This is a genomic window from Streptomyces silvae (genome assembly GCF_016745505.1).
Taxonomy (GTDB): Bacteria; Actinomycetota; Actinomycetes; order Streptomycetales; family Streptomycetaceae; genus Streptomyces; species Streptomyces silvae.
Map to the genome: position 1 here is coordinate 1 of NZ_JAERUC010000011.1, position 15,455 is coordinate 15,455.

Consider the following 15,455-nt stretch of genomic DNA (forward strand, 5'->3'; position numbering starts at 1 on the left):
AACGCCGGAGGGGCTGGATGGTGGGGCCGGGGGGTGGGGAACAGCGGGGTGGGGAACAGTGAAGGGCCCGGGCGGAAGGATTCCGGCCGGGCCCCTCGTCGGCGGGTTACGCCTGGGTCTTGCGGAGGCGGAACGTGAGGGACAGGCCCTCGTCCTCGAACGGGGTGCCGTACGTGTCGTCCGCCTCGCCCTGTGCGTAGTCCAGGGCCAGGACCTCGTCCGAGATCAGGGGCGCGTGCTCCGTCAGGGCCTCGGCCGTCGCCGGTGAGGTGGAGGTCCAGCGGACGGCGATGCGGTCCGCCACGTCCAGGCCGCTGTTCTTGCGGGCCTCCTGGATGAGGCGGATCGCGTCACGGGCCAGGCCCGCACGCCGCAGCTCCGGGGTGATCTCCAGGTCCAGGGCGACCGTCGCGCCCGAGTCGGACGCCACCGACCAGCCCTCGCGCGGGGTCTCCGTGATGATGACCTCGTCGGGGGCGAGGGTGATCCGCTCGCCGTCGACCTCCACCGAGGCCGTTCCCTCGCGCAGGGCCAGGGACAGCGCCGCGGCGTCCGTGTCCGCCACCGCCTTGGCGACCGCCTGGACGCCCTTGCCGAACCGCTTGCCCAGTGCGCGGAAGTTCGCCTTGGCCGTGGTGTCGACCAGCGAGCCGCCCACCTCCGAGAGCGAGGCCAGGGAGGAGACGTTGAGCTCCTCCGTGATCTGGGCGCGCAGCTCCGTAGTGAGCGCCTCGAAGCCCGAGGCGGCGACCAGGGCCCGCGACAGCGGCTGCCGGGTCTTGACCCCCGACTCGGCCCGCGTGGCCCGGCCGAGCTCCACCAGGCGGCGTACCAGCGCCATCTGGGAGGAGAGCACCGGGTCGATGGACGCCGGGTCCGCCTTCGGCCAGTCGGACAGGTGCACCGACTCCGGGGCGTCCGGGGCGACGGGGACGATCAGGTCCTGCCAGACCCGCTCCGTGATGAACGGCGTCAGCGGGGCCATCAGCCGGGTCACCGTCTCCACGACCTCGTGCAGCGTGCGCAGCGCGGCCTTGTCGCCCTGCCAGAAGCGGCGGCGGGAGCGGCGGACGTACCAGTTGGACAGGTCGTCCACGAACGCCGAGAGCAGCTTGCCGGCGCGCTGGGTGTCGTAACCCTCCAGCGCCTTGGTGACCTCGTCCACCAGGGTGCCGAGCTCGCTCAGCAGCCAGCGGTCGAGGACCGTGCGGTCGGCGGGGGCCGGGTCGGCCGCGGACGGCGCCCAGCCCGACGTACGGGCGTACAGGGCCTGGAAGGCCACCGTGTTCCAGTACGTGAGGAGCGTCTTGCGGACGACCTCCTGGATCGTGCCGTGGCCCACCCGGCGCGCCGCCCACGGGGAGCCGCCGGCCGCCATGAACCAGCGGACCGCGTCGGCGCCGTGCTGGTCCATCAGCGGGATCGGCTGGAGGATGTTGCCCAGGTGCTTGGACATCTTCCGGCCGTCCTCGGCGAGGATGTGGCCCAGGCAGACCACGTTCTCGTAGGACGACTTGTCGAACACCAGGGTGCCGATCGCCATCAGCGTGTAGAACCACCCGCGCGTCTGGTCGATGGCCTCCGAGATGAACTGCGCCGGGTAACGGCTCTCGAAGATCTCCTTGTTCTTGTACGGGTAGCCCCACTGCGCGAACGGCATCGAACCCGAGTCGTACCAGGCGTCGATGACCTCGGGGACGCGGTACGCCTCCAGCTGGCAGTTCTCGTGGGAGCAGGTGAAGGTGATCTCGTCGATGAACGGGCGGTGCGGGTCGAGCGACGACTGGTCGGTGCCCGTCAGCTCCGTCAGCTCGGCGCGGGAGCCCACGCACGTCAGGTGGTCGTCCTCGCAGCGCCAGATCGGCAGCGGGGTGCCCCAGTAGCGGTTACGGGACAGCGCCCAGTCGACGTTGTTGTTCAGCCAGTCGCCGAAGCGGCCGTTCTTGACCGAGTCCGGGAACCAGTTGGTCTTCTCGTTCTCCTGGAGCAGCCGGTCCTTGACCGCCGTCGTGCGGATGTACCAGGACGGCTGCGCGTAGTAGAGCAGGGCCGTGTGGCAGCGCCAGCAGTGCGGGTAGCTGTGCTCGTACGGGACGTGACGGAAGAGCTTGCCGCGCGCGTCCAGGTCCTCGGTGAGGGCCTCGTCGGCCTTCTTGAAGAAGACACCGCCGACCAGCGGCAGGTCCTCCTCGAAGGTGCCGTCGGGGCGGACCGGGTTCACCACCGGCAGGCCGTACGCACGGCAGACCTGGAGGTCGTCGGCGCCGAACGCGGGGGACTGGTGGACCAGACCCGTACCGTCCTCGGTCGTGACGTACTCGGCGTTGACGACGTAGTGCGCCTCGCTCGGGAACTCCAGCAGCTGGAAGGGGCGTTCGTACGTCCAGCGCTCCATCTCGCGGCCGGTGAAGGTCTCGCCGGTGAGCTCCCAGCCCTCGCCGAGCGCCTTCTCGACCAGCGGCTGCGCGACGACCAGCTGCTCCGTGCCGTCCGTCGCGACGACGTAGGTGACGTCGGGGTGCGCGGCGACGGCGGTGTTGGAGACCAGGGTCCACGGCGTGGTCGTCCAGACCAGCAGCGCGGCCCGGCCGGCCAGCGGGCCCGACGTGAGCGGGAAGCGTACGAAGACCGAGGGGTCGACGACCGTCTCGTACCCCTGGGCGAGCTCGTGGTCCGAGAGGCCGGTGCCGCAGCGCGGGCACCAGGGGGCGACGCGGTGGTCCTGGACCAGCAGGTCCTTGTTGAAGATCTCCTTCAGCGACCACCACACGGAGTCGACGTACTCCGGGTCCATCGTGCGGTAGGCGTCGTCCAGGTCGACCCAGTACCCCATGCGGGTCGTGAGCTCGCTGAACGCGTCGGTGTGGCGGGTGACGGACTCGCGGCACTTCGCGTTGAACTCGGCGATGCCATAGGCCTCGATGTCCTTCTTGCCGTTGAAGCCCAGCTCCTTCTCCACCGCGAGCTCGACCGGCAGGCCGTGACAGTCCCAGCCGGCCTTGCGGCCGACGTGGTAGCCCTGCATGGTGCGGAAACGCGGGAAGACGTCCTTGAAGACGCGGGCCTCGATGTGGTGGGCCCCGGGCATGCCGTTGGCGGTCGGCGGGCCCTCGTAGAAGACCCACTCGGGGCGGCCCTCGGACTGTTCGAGGCTCTTGGCGAAGACCTTGCTGTCGCGCCAGAAGTCGAGCACGGCGTGCTCGAGGGCGGGCAGGTCGACCTGGGCGGGTACCTGGCGGTACTGCGGCGATGTCATGTGCGGGCTTCCTCCGGCGGACGTCTTCCACTTCCGTCGGAGGGACGAGAGCCGGATCAGCTCCCGCGGTACCACCCTCCTTGGCCCCGGGCGTGCGCCGCCCACGGCCCCCTCATTGGGGTGCGACGCCGGTTCTACTTGCCTCGCGGCGTTCTTCCGGCGGCTCCGGGGTGATCTTCACGGCGCGCTCGCCCCCGGGCTCCCACCGTCCCCGGGTCGCTCCTGGCTGCGTACGACGCTACTCGTCCCATCGATGCCTCTCGCTGCGGCCAGTGTACGGGGCCGTACGGCCGACGGCCGACCGGTTATCCGCCGACGGTGCGGGAGGAGGGGCGTGCACCCGAATGGCCACTCGGGGCGGCAGGAGTCTCCGGAGAGCGGGCGGGGCGGATTACCGCGCGGGGAGCTGGGCACAACGGTTGCAGGCGCGCCACTGCCCGGCAGCGGGGAGGGGCGAACCGGCGGCGTGCCCCGTTGCCGCGGAGCTGGGGTCGATTTATCGTCCCCAGCACGATTCGCGTGCAAGATCACAATATGTGAAGGGGCCGCGGCCATGGTGGCGAAGAAGACCGCCGTATCGAGAACGGCGTCCGAGAGATCCACGGCTGCGGCTGCCGAGGAGGAGACCGGGAAGGCGGGCGAGGAGGCCGGCCCGGAGGCGGAGGAGTCCGGCCGGGACCCGGCGCACCACGCGCCGGCGAAGAAGAGCGCGGCGAAGAAGGCGTCGAAGAAGAGCACGGCCAAGAAGAGCGCAGCCAAGAAGGCGTCGAAGAAGGCCACGGGGGCGGCCCAGGCCGCCGAGCAGACAGGAGCCCACACGGTGGTAGCCAAGAAGAGCGCGGCCCGGACCACGGCTGTAGGAGAGGGCACCGCGACCGCGGTCCCCCCGGCCAGGGCCGGCGCGGCGACGGCGCCCGGAGACCTGGCGGTCAGGCCGGGGGAGGACCCCTGGACCCCGGAGGAGGTCGACGCGGCGCGGACCGAGCTGGCCGGTGAGGTCCTGAGGCTGCGCACCGAGCTGGAGGCGTCGGGCGCGGCGCTGGCCGGCCTGATGCGCGACTCCGGGGACGGCGCCGGGGACGACGACGCCGACACCGGTACGAAGAACATCACCAGGGAGCACGAGCTGTCCCTGGCGGCCCACGCCCAGGAGACGCTGGACCAGACCGAGCGGGCCCTCGCCCGGCTCGACGCCGGGACGTACGGGCTCTGCGAGGTCTGCGGCAAGCCGATCGGCAAGGCGCGGATGCAGGCCTTCCCCCGGGCCACGCTCTGCGTGGAGGACAAGCAGAAGCAGGAGCGGCGCGGATAACGGCTCCGCGTCCCGGCCGGGCGATGGTGCCGGACCGGGCGGCCGGACGGTGCGGGCCCGGGTGACGGTGCCGGGCCGGGTGGCCGGACGGTGCCGGACCGGACGGATCGGGCCGGACCGGTTCGTTCCGGTCCGGTCCGGCCTGACCAGGCCCGATCCGGCGGCCGTGGAAGCCGGGGAGGCGGGTCCTGGGGCCCCTGATCCCCCGGGTGTGTCGTACCCTCGTCCTCAGTCAGGCACCTAGGTTGAGGGACTCACGTGGCAGAGGCGGAGCGCATCATCGGTACGCCGGATATCCCTGATGCCGAGAGGGCCGACGGGGCGGAGCCCCAGCAGCCCGCCGAGGGCACGGCCCCGGCCGCGAGCGACGGGCCGGTCGGCGGACGGGGCAGGAAGAAGATCCTGGTCCTCCTCGGCGTGGCCGTCCTGGCCTACCTCCTGGACCTGGTCAGCAAGATGATCGTGGTCGCGAAGCTGGAGCACCAGGAGCCCATCGAGATCCTGGGCGACTGGCTCAAGTTCGACGCGATCCGCAACGCCGGCGCCGCCTTCGGGATCGGTGAGGCGTTCACCGTGATCTTCACGGCCATCGCGGCCGTCGTGATCATCGTGATCATCCGGCTGGCCCGCAAGCTCTACAGCCTGCCCTGGGCCATCGCCCTGGGGCTGCTGCTCGGCGGAGCACTCGGCAACCTCACCGACCGCATCTTCCGTGCGCCCGGGGTCTTCAAGGGCGCGGTGGTCGACTTCATCGCCCCCGCGCACTTCGCCGTCTTCAACCTCGCCGACTCCGCGATCGTCTGCGGCGGGATCCTCATCGTGATCCTTTCCTTCAAGGGCCTGGACCCCGACGGCACCGTGCACAAGGACTAGTGGGCGCAAGGCATACTCGACTGGTGAGTACGTATCCCGAGGTCCGCACCCTGCCCGTACCCGACGGCCTGGAGGGCGAGCGTGTCGACGCCGCCATCTCCCGGATGTTCGGTTTCTCCCGCACCAAGGCCGCCGAGCTGGCCGCTGCCGGGAAGGTCCAGGTGGACGGCGCGGTGGCCGGGAAGTCCGAGCGGGTCCACGGCGGCGCCTGGCTGGAGGTGGAGATGCCGCAGGCACCCGCTCCGGTCCAGGTCGTCGCCGAGCCCGTCGAGGGCATGGAGATCGTCCATGACGACGACGACATAGTCGTCATCATGAAGCCGGTGGGCGTCGCCGCCCACCCCAGCCCCGGCTGGACCGGCACCACCGTCATCGGTGGCCTCGCCGCGGCCGGCTACCGCATCTCGACCTCGGGCGCCGCCGAGCGCCAGGGCATCGTGCACCGGCTGGACGTCGGCACCTCGGGCCTGATGGTCGTGGCCAAGTCCGAGCGGGCGTACACCCTGCTCAAGGCGCAGTTCCGCGACCGGGTCGTCGAGAAGAAGTACCACGCCCTGGTGCAGGGCCACCCCGACCCGATGAGCGGCACCATCGACGCCCCCATCGGCCGCCACCCGCAGCACGACTACAAGTGGGCCGTCACCGCCGAGGGCAAGCCCTCCGTGACGCACTACGACCTCATCGAGGCCTACCGCGCGGCCAGCCTGCTCGACATCAAGCTGGAGACCGGGCGCACCCACCAGATCCGGGTGCACATGTCCGCGCACCGCCACCCCTGCGTCGGCGACCTGACCTACGGCGCCGACCCCACGCTGGCCAAGCGCCTCGGCCTGACCCGGCAGTGGCTGCACGCGGTCCGGCTCGGCTTCGAGCACCCGTCCGACGGCCGCTGGGTCGAATTCGAGAGCGGCTACCCCGACGACCTGCGCCACGCCCTCGACACGATCGCCGCGGAGAGCGAATGACTTCCGGCACCACCCCGTACAGCACCCGCAGGGCCCTCGGTGAGAGCGACCTCGCGGCCTGCTTCCAGGTCCGTAAGGACGTCTTCGTCGGCGAGCAGCAGGTCCCCGAGGAGATCGAGTACGACGTCCACGACGCCACGGCCGTGCACGTCATCGCCGTGGCCGCGGACGGTTCCACGCTCGGCACGGGGCGGCTGCTGCACGGCGAGGCCGCGGCGGACCGGACCGGCGGCGACCTGGCCGTCGGGTCGCTCGGCCGGCTCGCCGTGACCCGCGCGGCCAGGGGCCTGGGCGTCGGTGCCGCACTGGTCCGGGCCATAGAGGAAGAGGCCCGGACGCTGGGCCTGAGCGCCGTGGACCTGCACGCCCAGACGCACGCCCTCGGCTTCTACGAGCGGCTCGGCTACACGGCGTACGGCCCCGAGTTCCCGGACGCCGGGATCCCGCACCGGTCCATGCGCCGGGCGCTCTGACCGCACCCCCGAAGGGGGGTTGCCGCAGGTCCGCGGGGCGCACATGGCACGCTGGGAGCTCTCATCGGCTGATCAACGGGCCCCGGGGGCCCGGCGCGCTGCGGAAGGCACAACGTGGACCAGATGGCACTCCTGCTCCTGCTCCTGCTCGGAGCGGTGGTCACGGTGCCGCTCGGGGAGCGCCTGCGTCTCCCGGCACCGATCCTGATGACCCTGGCCGGGATCGTCATGGCCTTCGCCAGTTTTGTCCCCGATGTGGACATCCCCCCGGAGTTCATCCTCCCCGCCGTGCTGCCCCCGCTGCTGTACGCCTCCGTGCAGCGCACCTCCTGGCGGCAGTTCGCGGCCAACCGGCGGCCGATCTTCCTGCTGGCCGTCGCCCTCGTCTTCGTCACGACGGCGGCTGTCGCCACGGTCGCCAACGCGCTGGTGCCCGGTCTGCCCATCGCCGCGGCCGTCGCCCTGGGCGCGCTCGTCGCCCCGCCGGATCCCGTCGCCGCGACGGCCGTCGCCGGCTCGGTCGGGCTGCCGCGCAGGCTCGTGTCGGTCCTGGAGGGCGAGGGGCTGTTCAACGACGTCACGGCGATCGTGCTCTACCACGTGGCCATCGCCGCCGCCGTGAGCGGCACCTTCTCGCTGCCCGCCGCGTTCGGGCTGCTCGTCCTCTCCGCCGTGGTCGCCGTGGTCGTCGGCCTGGTGCTCGGCTGGCTCACCATCAAGCTGATGGGGTACCTGGGCGACGCCACCCTCCAGGTCGGCCTGACGCTCCTCGTGCCGTTCGTCAGCTACGTACTGGCCGAGGAGCTGATGGGTTCGGGCGTGCTCTCCGTCCTGACCACCGCGCTCTTCCTCGCCGAGCACACCGCCGACGCCGACGACGTCCTCGGGCGCCTCACCGGCCGGTCCTTCTGGGAGATCGTCGACACTCTGGTCACCGGTGTCGCCTTCGGCCTGATCGGCCTCGAACTCCACAACGTCTTCGGCACCGCCGACGGACGCGAACTGACCCTGCTGGGCTGGGGGCTCGGTGTCGCGGCGGTCGTCGTCGGCGTACGGCTCCTGTGGCTGCTGCCCGCCAGCTGGCTCGCCAAGCGACTGCACACCCGCCGTGACGTCAGCGAGGAGATCCCCACCAGCGTCCGCGAGACCGTCGTCATGTGGTGGGCCGGGATGCGCGGGGTGGCCTCCGTCGCGCTGGCGCTCGCGATCCCGCTGGAGACGGACGACGGCAAGCCGTTCCCCGGCCGGGACGAGATCATCTTCATCGCGTTCGTCGTCATCATGGTCACCCTCGTCCTCCAGGGCCTGACCCTGCCGTGGCTCGTGCGCAAGCTCGGCGTCCGGGCGGACACCGACGCCGAACAGGCACTGGAGCGCGATCTCGCGATCCGTGCGGCGAAGGCCGCCAAGGCCCGCCTCAAGGAGGTCCAGAACACCGAGGAGCTCCCCGAGGAGGTGCTGGAGCGGCTCCAGCGCGCGGCGTACGACATCGGGGCGCGGATCAGCCCCGACATGGTCGACGAGGACCGGCGCGATGCCTACGCGCAGCGGGCCAAGCGGTTCAAGGAGGTCGGCCGGATCCAGCGCGAGATGATGTCGGCCGCCCGCCACGCGGTGCTCGACGCCCGCAGCGAGCCGGGCTCGGACCCCGAGGTGGTGGACCGGGTGCTGCGCTTCCTGGACGTGCACAGCCTGCGCTGACCGGCCCGGCTCGCCCCCTGCGGCGCCCGTTCGGCCACGCCCAGTGTGGGGGGCCTTGTCCGGGGCCGGCTCAGCCACGCCCTGTGCGGGGCGCCTTGTCCGGGGTCGGCACATGGCCGTTGGGCGGGGTCCGGCCGTGGTCCGCGCCCGTCAGCTCCCGCCAGTGGTCGCCCGGCGGCAGCACCGCGGGCGACGTCACGACCCGGGGCAGCGCGTACGGGTGGTGGTCGCGGAGCCAGCCGATCATCTGCTCCCGCACCGCGCAGCGCACCGTCCAGATGTCGTCTGCGTCCTTCGCGGTGACCACCGCCCGCACCTCCATCGTGGTCGGGGAGGTGTCCGTGACGGCCAGGGACCAGTCGCGGCCGTCCCAGGCGGCGCACTGGCCGAGGATGTCGCGCAGCTTGTCACGCATCGCGGAGACCGGGGCCGAGTGGTCGAGCTGGAAGAAGACGGTGCCGGACATCTGCACGCCGCCGCGCGACCAGTTCTCGAACGGGTTGCTCGTGAAGTAGGACACCGGCATGGTGAACCGCCGCTCGTCCCAGGTCCGTACGGTGAGGAAGGTCAGGGTGATCTCCTCCACCGTGCCCCACTCCCCGTCCACGACCACGGTGTCGCCGAGCCGCACCATGTCGCCGAAGGCGATCTGGAACCCGGCGAAGAGGTTGCCGAGGGTCGACTGGGCCGCGACACCGGCGACGATGCCGAGCACACCGGCCGACGCCAGCATCGACGTTCCGACGGACTGCATCGCGGGGAAGGTGAGCAGCATCGCGGCGACCGCGACGGTCGCCACCACCGCGGTGACCACACGCTGGATCAGCGTCACCTGGGTCCGGACCCGGCGGACACGGGCGGGGTCGCGCGTCGAGGTCGCGTAACGGGCGTACGAGGACTGGACGATCGTGGCGGCCACGCGGATCACCAGCCAGGCCGTCGCCCCGATCAGCACCAGGGTCAGGACCTGGCCGATCGCGTCCCGGTTGTCGCGCACCACGTCGATCCTGAGCTGGCCGAAGCTCGCCCTCAGCAGCGCCGTGCAGAGCACCACCTGGAGGGGCGGACGGCAGAGCCGCAGCAGGCCCCAGAGAGGCGTCTCGTGATGGCGGCTGTCCGCGCGGCGCAGCAGCAGGTCGACCAGCCACCCCACCAGCAGGGTGATCACCAGCGACCCGCCCAGCACGAGCAGCGGTCGCAGTACGTTCTCCATTCCGTCGTCCTCCAAGAGTCGGGGCGGGCCTGGCACCATGGAGCGCATGAACATCATGCTTTTCCACTCGACCTACGGTCTGAGGCCGGCCGTGCACGCGTCTGCCGAGCGGCTGCGCGCAGCCGGGCACGAGGTGCGCGTGCCCGATCTCTTCGAGGGGCACACCTTCGAAACGGTCGAGGAAGGAATGGCCTTCAAGGACCAGGTGGGCAAGGACGAGCTGCTCAAGCGTGCCGTGCTGGCCGCCGCGCCCTACTCGGACCAGGGCCTCGTGTACGCGGGATTCTCCTTCGGGGCCTCCGTGGCGCAGACCCTCGCGCTCGGCGACGCGAAGGCCCGCGGGCTGCTGCTCCTCCACGGCACGTCGGACATCGCCGAGAACGCCTCGGTGGACGAGCTGCCCGTGCAGCTGCACGTCGCCGACCCCGACGCGTTCGAGTCGCCGGACTGGCTGAACAGCTGGTACCTCCAGATGCAGCGGACCGGGGCCGACGTCGAGATCTACCGCTATCCCGGGGCCGGGCACCTGTACACGGACCCCGAGCTGCCCGACTTCGACCAGGACGCCGCCGAGCTGACCTGGAAGGTCGCGCTCGGCTTCCTGGCCACGCTGTAGCCACCCGGGCGGGGCCGCGCACCCCGGTGCGCGGCCCCGCCCGGTTTTGGCCGGTCAGCGCACCGGGGCGTTCACCCGCTCGATCTTCTGGGTGCCGCTGAGCGTGCGGTAGGAGCGGACCCAGGACGACGTCGCGTCCTTCGCGGTCTTGTCGGAGACCGCGTAGTAGTCCATCTGCGAGCGCTCGGCCGTCACATCGAGGACGCCGTAGCCGTGCGAGTCCAGATCGACCCACTTCACATGGCGGTTGGCGGCCTTCACCGCTGCCGCCGCGACCAGCGACACCGTCTGCGGGGCCACCCGCAGGATGTCGTCCAGGTTGTCCGAGGTCACCGACGTCACCACGAACTCGGTCGCCGCGGAGGCGGACAGCGGGTACGTCGCCGCCTTCACCGGTACGTCGTTGGCCCACGCCATGTGGATGTCACCGGTGAGGAAGACCGTGTCCAGGACGCCGTTGTCCCGCAGATGGGAGATCAGCTCCTTGCGGTCGTCCGTGTAGCCGTCCCACTGGTCGACGTTGACCGCGAGCCCCTCCGAGGGCAGCCCCAGCAGCTCCGCAAGCGGCGCGAGGAGATGGGCCGGCAGCGCCCCGAAGGCGACCGGCGAGATCATCACCGAGGTGCCGACCAGCTTCCACCGGGCGTCGGACGCGGTCAGACCGGCCTTCAGCCAGTCCAGCTGGGCCCGGCCCGTGATCGTGCGCTCCGGGTCGTCGACCGCGCCGTTGCCGATCGAGGCCTGCTCGGAACGGAAGCTGCGCAGGTCGAGCAGGTGCAGCTCGGCGAGCCGGCCGAAGCTCAGACGCCGGTAGACGGTGCCCTCGGTGGAGGCGCGGACCGGCATCCACTCGAAGTAGGCCTGCTTCGCGGCGGCGACCCGGGCGGCCCACGAGCCCTCCGTGCCGGGGGTGTGGTTCTCGGCGCCCCCCGACCAGGCGTCGTTGGCGAACTCGTGGTCGTCCCAGATCGCGATCACCGGATGGGTGGCGTGCAGGGTCTGGAGGTCTGTGTCCGTCTTGTACGTGCCGTGCCGGAGGCGGTAGTCGGCGAGCGTGGTGATCTCGTGGAGCGGGGCGTGGGGACGTACGACGGTGTCCTGGGTCGGATAACTGCCCGACGCGTACTCGTAGATGTAGTCGCCCAGGTGCAGCACGGCGTCCAGGTCGGTGCGGTCCGCGAGATGGCGGTACGGGGAGAACCAGCCCGCCTCCCAGTTGGCGCAGGACACCACGCCGAACCGGATCCCCGGGACGGTGGCACCGGCGGCGGGCGCCGTGCGGGTGCGGCCGACGGGGGAGACGATGCCCTGGCCGCCCTCGGTCCCGCCGGGCGGGGCCGAGAAGCGGAACCAGTACGTCGTGGCGGGGCGCAGCCCGCGGACGTCGGCCTTGACGGTGTGGTCGGAGGCGGCCCGTGCGACGGCCGTGCCCCGGGCCGCGACCCGGGTGAAGGCCTTGTCCTCGGAGATCTCCCAGATCACCGGGGTGTCGGCGCCGGTGCCCGAGCCGGGCAGGGCGCCGGGGGAGGGGGTCACACGGGTCCACAGGAGGATGCCGTCGGGCAGCGGGTCGCCCGAGGCGACGCCGTGCAGGAAGGCGGGGCCGTCGGCGGCGTGGGCGCCGGCGGCGGTGGCGGTGAGCACGGAGCCGGCGACCGCGGTGGCGGCGGCGGCCTTGACGACCGTGCGGCGGCTGGGTGTCGCGGAGAGGTGTCGTCTGGTCACGGGCCATCACCCTACTGGCGGGTAGAGCGAACAGGCGGGCGAACAAAGGAAGTTCGCCCGCCTGTTGGCCGGATGTCGCCAGGAGTTACGCCTGCCGCCCCCGCGGGGCCGCGGGATCTCCCGTCACGCGGGAGGTCCCGTCGGTCCGGGGCTCCCGTCGGCGGCAGGCCCCGTCGGTCCGGGGATCCCGTCACGCGGCGGGGCTCCGTGAGGCAGGGTCAGCCCTTCAGTGCCTTGGTGACCGCCGTGTTGAAGTCGGCCACGGTCATGGGGGCGTTCTCGCTGCCCTCGGCGGTGAGTGTCTTGCCGTCCATCTTGAGCGTCGGCGTGCCCTGGACACCGCTCTTGTCGAACGCCTTGGACATCTTGATCGCCCAGGCGTCGTACGTGCCGTCCTCGACGTCCTTCTGGAACGCCTTGTTGCCCTTCAGCGCGTCCACCGACTCCGCCACGTCGAGCAGGTAGCTGTCCTTGGCGAACTTGTCGTCCGTCTCCTCGGGGTGGTACTTCGCGGAGTACAGCGCGGTCTTGTACTCCAGGAAGGCGTCCGGGCTCACGTTCAGCGCCGCACCCAGCGCGCTCAGGGCGTTCTTCGAGCCCTCGCCGCTGTCCGAGTTGTCGATGAAGGTCGCACCGACGTACTTGATCTTGTACTTGCCGGCCTCGACGTCCTTGGCCACGGTCTCGCCGACCGTCTGCTCGAACGTGGCGCAGATCGGGCAGCGCGAGTCCTCGTACAGCTCCAGGGTCTTCTTGGCGCTCGACTCACCGATCACGACGGTCGTGCCGTCGTCGCCCGAGGTGTTCTTGGGGGCGGTGACGTTCTTCGCGTCGGCGGCGGCCTCCCAGGCGGAGGGCTTGTTCAGCTGCATCACGCCGTAGCTGACCGCGCCGGCGACGGCGAGCACGGCCACGACCGAGACGCCGACGACGACCTGCTTGCGGGCCTTGTCCTTCTTGGCCTGGCGCTCGCGCTCCGCGCGCAGCCGCTCGCGGGCGGCGGACTTGTTGGCCTGGGTGTTGCGCTTGCTCATGGGGATGCTCCGTAGGGGGTTCGAAGGGGGGTACCGCGACTCAGGCAGAGGTGAGGGCCATGAGCGGCGGGCCCCTCCGTCCCACGGAGTGCACCAGGAAGCGGGCCGGTGCGAGCGGGTGCGGGCGCCCGGCGCGACGGGCGGGCTGTGCGCGCCGCCGGGCCGTGCCCACCACGGCGACCGCGGTGAGCAGCGGCCGGAAGGCGACGGCCGCGGCCGCGCGCAGCAGCCCCGCGAGCGCCGACTCGCCGCGCCGCAGCCAGGCGGCGGCCAGCAGGCCCACCGCCACGTGCGCGGCCAGCAGCAGCCAGGGGACCGCGGGACCCGGCGAGGCCAGCAGGGCGGCGGCATGGCCGCCCTGGCCGGTCACCCCGGCCAGCGGTGTGCCGACCGACGCCACACCGGAGAGCCCGTCGGCCCCGCTTCCTGCCTCGCCGCCGCAGAGCACGTCGACGCCCACGGAGCGCAGCGGGCCCGCGATCGGGCCGCCCGCCGCCCCGTAACAGAGGTGCTGGCCGGTGGTGAACACGGTGTCGGCGGCCAGCTCCAGCGGGACCAGCAGCCCGGCGATCGCCCCGAAGCCGCGCTCCCGGCCGGCCAGTGCGAACGCCACGGCGAAGACGGCCCCGGCCAGCAGCGCCACGACGGTCAGCGGCAGCGGAACCCGGGAGAGCAGCACATGGGACGCGGACGAGAGCGTGACGACGAGCGCGGTGAACAGCGCCGCGCGTACCGCTCTGATCCTGGTCCCTGATACGTCCATCGCCGGAGAGTGTGTCATGCGTTCCTGTAAGCGAGCCCTAAGGACGCCGCGGGAGGCCCGGAGCCCGGGTCTCCCGCGCGCGGGTCCTACAGGCCCGGGATGCGGCCGTTGCGGAAGAGGTCGACGAAGATCTGGTGGTCGGCGCGGGCGCGGGCGCCGTAGCCGTGCGCGAAGTCCACGAGGAGCTCCGCGAAGCCGTCCTCGTCGGCCGCGATGGCCGCGTCGATCGCGCGCTCCGTGGAGAACGGCACCAGCGAGTGCCCGCTCTCGTCGTCCGCCGCCGAGTGCATCGTCGCCGTGGCCCGGCCGAGGTCGGCGACCACCGCCGCGATCTCCTCCGGCTCGTCGATGTCGGACCAGTCCAGGTCCACCGCGTACGGAGAGACCTCGGCGACCAGCTGCCCCGACCCGTCCAGCTCCGTCCAGCCGAGCCACGGGTCGGCGTGCGCCTGGAGCGCGCGCTGCGAGATCACCGTGCGGTGGCCCTCGTGCTGGAAGTAGTCCCGCACGGCCGCGTCCGTGACGTGCCGGGAGACCGCGGGGGTCTGCGCCTGCTTGACGTAGATCACCACGTCGTTCTCCAGGGCGTCGCTGTTGCCCTCCAGCAGGATGTTGTACGAGGGCAGGCCCGCCGACCCGATGCCGATGCCCCGGCGGCCGACGACGTCCTTCACCCGGTAGGAGTCGGGCCGGGTGAGGCTCGACTCCGGCAGCGTCTCCAGATAGCCGTCGAACGCAGCGAGCACCTTGTAGCGCGTCGCCGCGTCCAGGTCGATCGCGCCTCCGTCGGCGGTGAACCGGCGCTCGAAGTCCCGGATCTCCGTCATCGAGTCCAGCAGGCCGAACCGGGTCAGCGAACGGGCGTCGCGCAGCGCGCCGAGCAGCGGGCCGTCGGCGGTGTCCAGGGTGAAGGGCGGCACCTCGTCGTTCTTGGCGCCCGTCGCCAGGGCGTGGATCCGCTCCCGGTAGGCGGCGGCGTAGACCCGGACGAGCTCGGTGATCTGGTCGTCGCCCAGGGCCTTCGCGTAGCCGATCAGGGCGACGGAGGCGGCGAAGCGCTTCAGGTCCCAGGTGAAGGGGCCCACGTACGCCTCGTCGAAGTCGTTGACGTTGAACACGAGCCGGCCGTTGGCGTCCATGTAGGTGCCGAAATTCTCGGCGTGCAGATCGCCGTGGATCCACACCCGGCTCGTGCGCTCGTCCAGATAGGCGCCGGAGTGCTGCTCACGGTCCAGGTCGGCGTAGAACAGGCCGGCGGAGCCCCGGTAGAACGCGAACGCCGAGCCGGCCATCTTGCGGAACTTGACCCGGAAGGCGGCGGGGTCGGCGGCCAGGAGCTGCCCGAACGCGGTGTCGAAAACGGCGAGGATCTGCTCCCCGCGCTCTTCTGCGCCGGTCTGCGTGTCCGACATCGCTGGGTGCCTCCTGGTACATGGCGTTCATGACAAAAGGGACGGGCGTCCCCGCTCTTCCAACGCGCGACCGTACCCCGGAGTGCCCGCCGGTTGTCACCTCGGAGACGTA

The 15,455-nt window shown here is 71.6% G+C and carries 12 protein-coding genes; 6 read left to right on the forward strand and 6 right to left on the reverse strand.

Going from position 1 to position 15,455, the window contains the following annotated elements:
- Positions 1-106: 106 nt before the first annotated feature.
- Positions 107-3,256, reverse strand: coding sequence for an isoleucine--tRNA ligase (gene ileS / locus JKV81_RS01490; RefSeq protein WP_129262194.1), 3,150 nt, complete (start codon positions 3,254-3,256; stop codon positions 107-109).
- A 553-nt stretch (positions 3,257-3,809) separates the two neighbouring features.
- Between ileS and JKV81_RS01495 the strand changes: the two genes are divergently transcribed.
- The 5 genes from JKV81_RS01495 to JKV81_RS01515 all read left to right on the forward strand — a co-directional run bounded on the left by JKV81_RS01495 (position 3,810) and on the right by JKV81_RS01515 (position 8,580).
- Positions 3,810-4,568 carry a TraR/DksA family transcriptional regulator gene (locus JKV81_RS01495; protein WP_202074772.1) on the forward strand — a complete coding sequence of 253 codons (759 nt, stop codon included), beginning with the start codon at positions 3,810-3,812 and terminating at the stop codon, positions 4,566-4,568.
- Positions 4,569-4,826: 258 nt separating this feature from the next.
- On the forward strand, positions 4,827-5,441 hold the full coding sequence (lspA, locus tag JKV81_RS01500; protein ID WP_202074773.1) for a signal peptidase II: 615 nt from the start codon (positions 4,827-4,829) through the stop codon (positions 5,439-5,441).
- Positions 5,442-5,464: 23 nt separating this feature from the next.
- Entirely contained in the window at positions 5,465-6,406 is a 942-nt protein-coding gene (locus JKV81_RS01505) for an RluA family pseudouridine synthase (protein WP_099176232.1), read from the forward strand.
- Positions 6,403-6,879 (forward strand): GNAT family N-acetyltransferase, encoded by a 477-nt coding sequence (locus tag JKV81_RS01510; protein ID WP_129262191.1) that lies wholly within the window; start codon positions 6,403-6,405, stop codon positions 6,877-6,879. The genes JKV81_RS01505 and JKV81_RS01510 overlap by 4 nt, the downstream gene beginning before the upstream one ends.
- A gap of 114 nt (positions 6,880-6,993) precedes the next feature.
- Positions 6,994-8,580, forward strand: coding sequence for a Na+/H+ antiporter (locus tag JKV81_RS01515; protein WP_129262189.1), 1,587 nt, complete (start codon positions 6,994-6,996; stop codon positions 8,578-8,580).
- Between the two features lie 70 nt (positions 8,581-8,650).
- Here the strand turns inward: JKV81_RS01515 and JKV81_RS01520 are convergent, their stop codons facing one another.
- Entirely contained in the window at positions 8,651-9,793 is a 1,143-nt protein-coding gene (locus JKV81_RS01520; protein ID WP_202074774.1) for a mechanosensitive ion channel family protein, read from the reverse strand.
- Positions 9,794-9,830: 37 nt separating this feature from the next.
- Between JKV81_RS01520 and JKV81_RS01525 the strand changes: the two genes are divergently transcribed.
- On the forward strand, positions 9,831-10,409 hold the full coding sequence (locus tag JKV81_RS01525; protein WP_124276944.1) for a dienelactone hydrolase family protein: 579 nt from the start codon (positions 9,831-9,833) through the stop codon (positions 10,407-10,409).
- Positions 10,410-10,463: 54 nt separating this feature from the next.
- Here the strand turns inward: JKV81_RS01525 and JKV81_RS01530 are convergent, their stop codons facing one another.
- The 4 genes from JKV81_RS01530 to JKV81_RS01545 form a co-directional block, all read right to left on the reverse strand.
- Complete coding sequence (locus JKV81_RS01530) at positions 10,464-12,134, reverse strand: alkaline phosphatase D family protein (RefSeq protein ID WP_129262185.1); 1,671 nt, start codon at positions 12,132-12,134, stop codon at positions 10,464-10,466.
- Between the two features lie 218 nt (positions 12,135-12,352).
- A complete protein-coding gene (locus JKV81_RS01535; protein WP_129262183.1) occupies positions 12,353-13,168 on the reverse strand; it encodes a thioredoxin domain-containing protein in 816 nt (271 codons plus the stop codon).
- 40 nt (positions 13,169-13,208) lie between these two features.
- Positions 13,209-13,931 carry a hypothetical protein gene (locus JKV81_RS01540; RefSeq protein WP_129262182.1) on the reverse strand — a complete coding sequence of 241 codons (723 nt, stop codon included), beginning with the start codon at positions 13,929-13,931 and terminating at the stop codon, positions 13,209-13,211.
- 86 nt (positions 13,932-14,017) lie between these two features.
- Positions 14,018-15,343, reverse strand: a complete 1,326-nt coding sequence (locus tag JKV81_RS01545) for a DUF2252 domain-containing protein (protein WP_124276948.1) — start codon at positions 15,341-15,343, stop codon at positions 14,018-14,020.
- Positions 15,344-15,455: the final 112 nt, after the last annotated feature.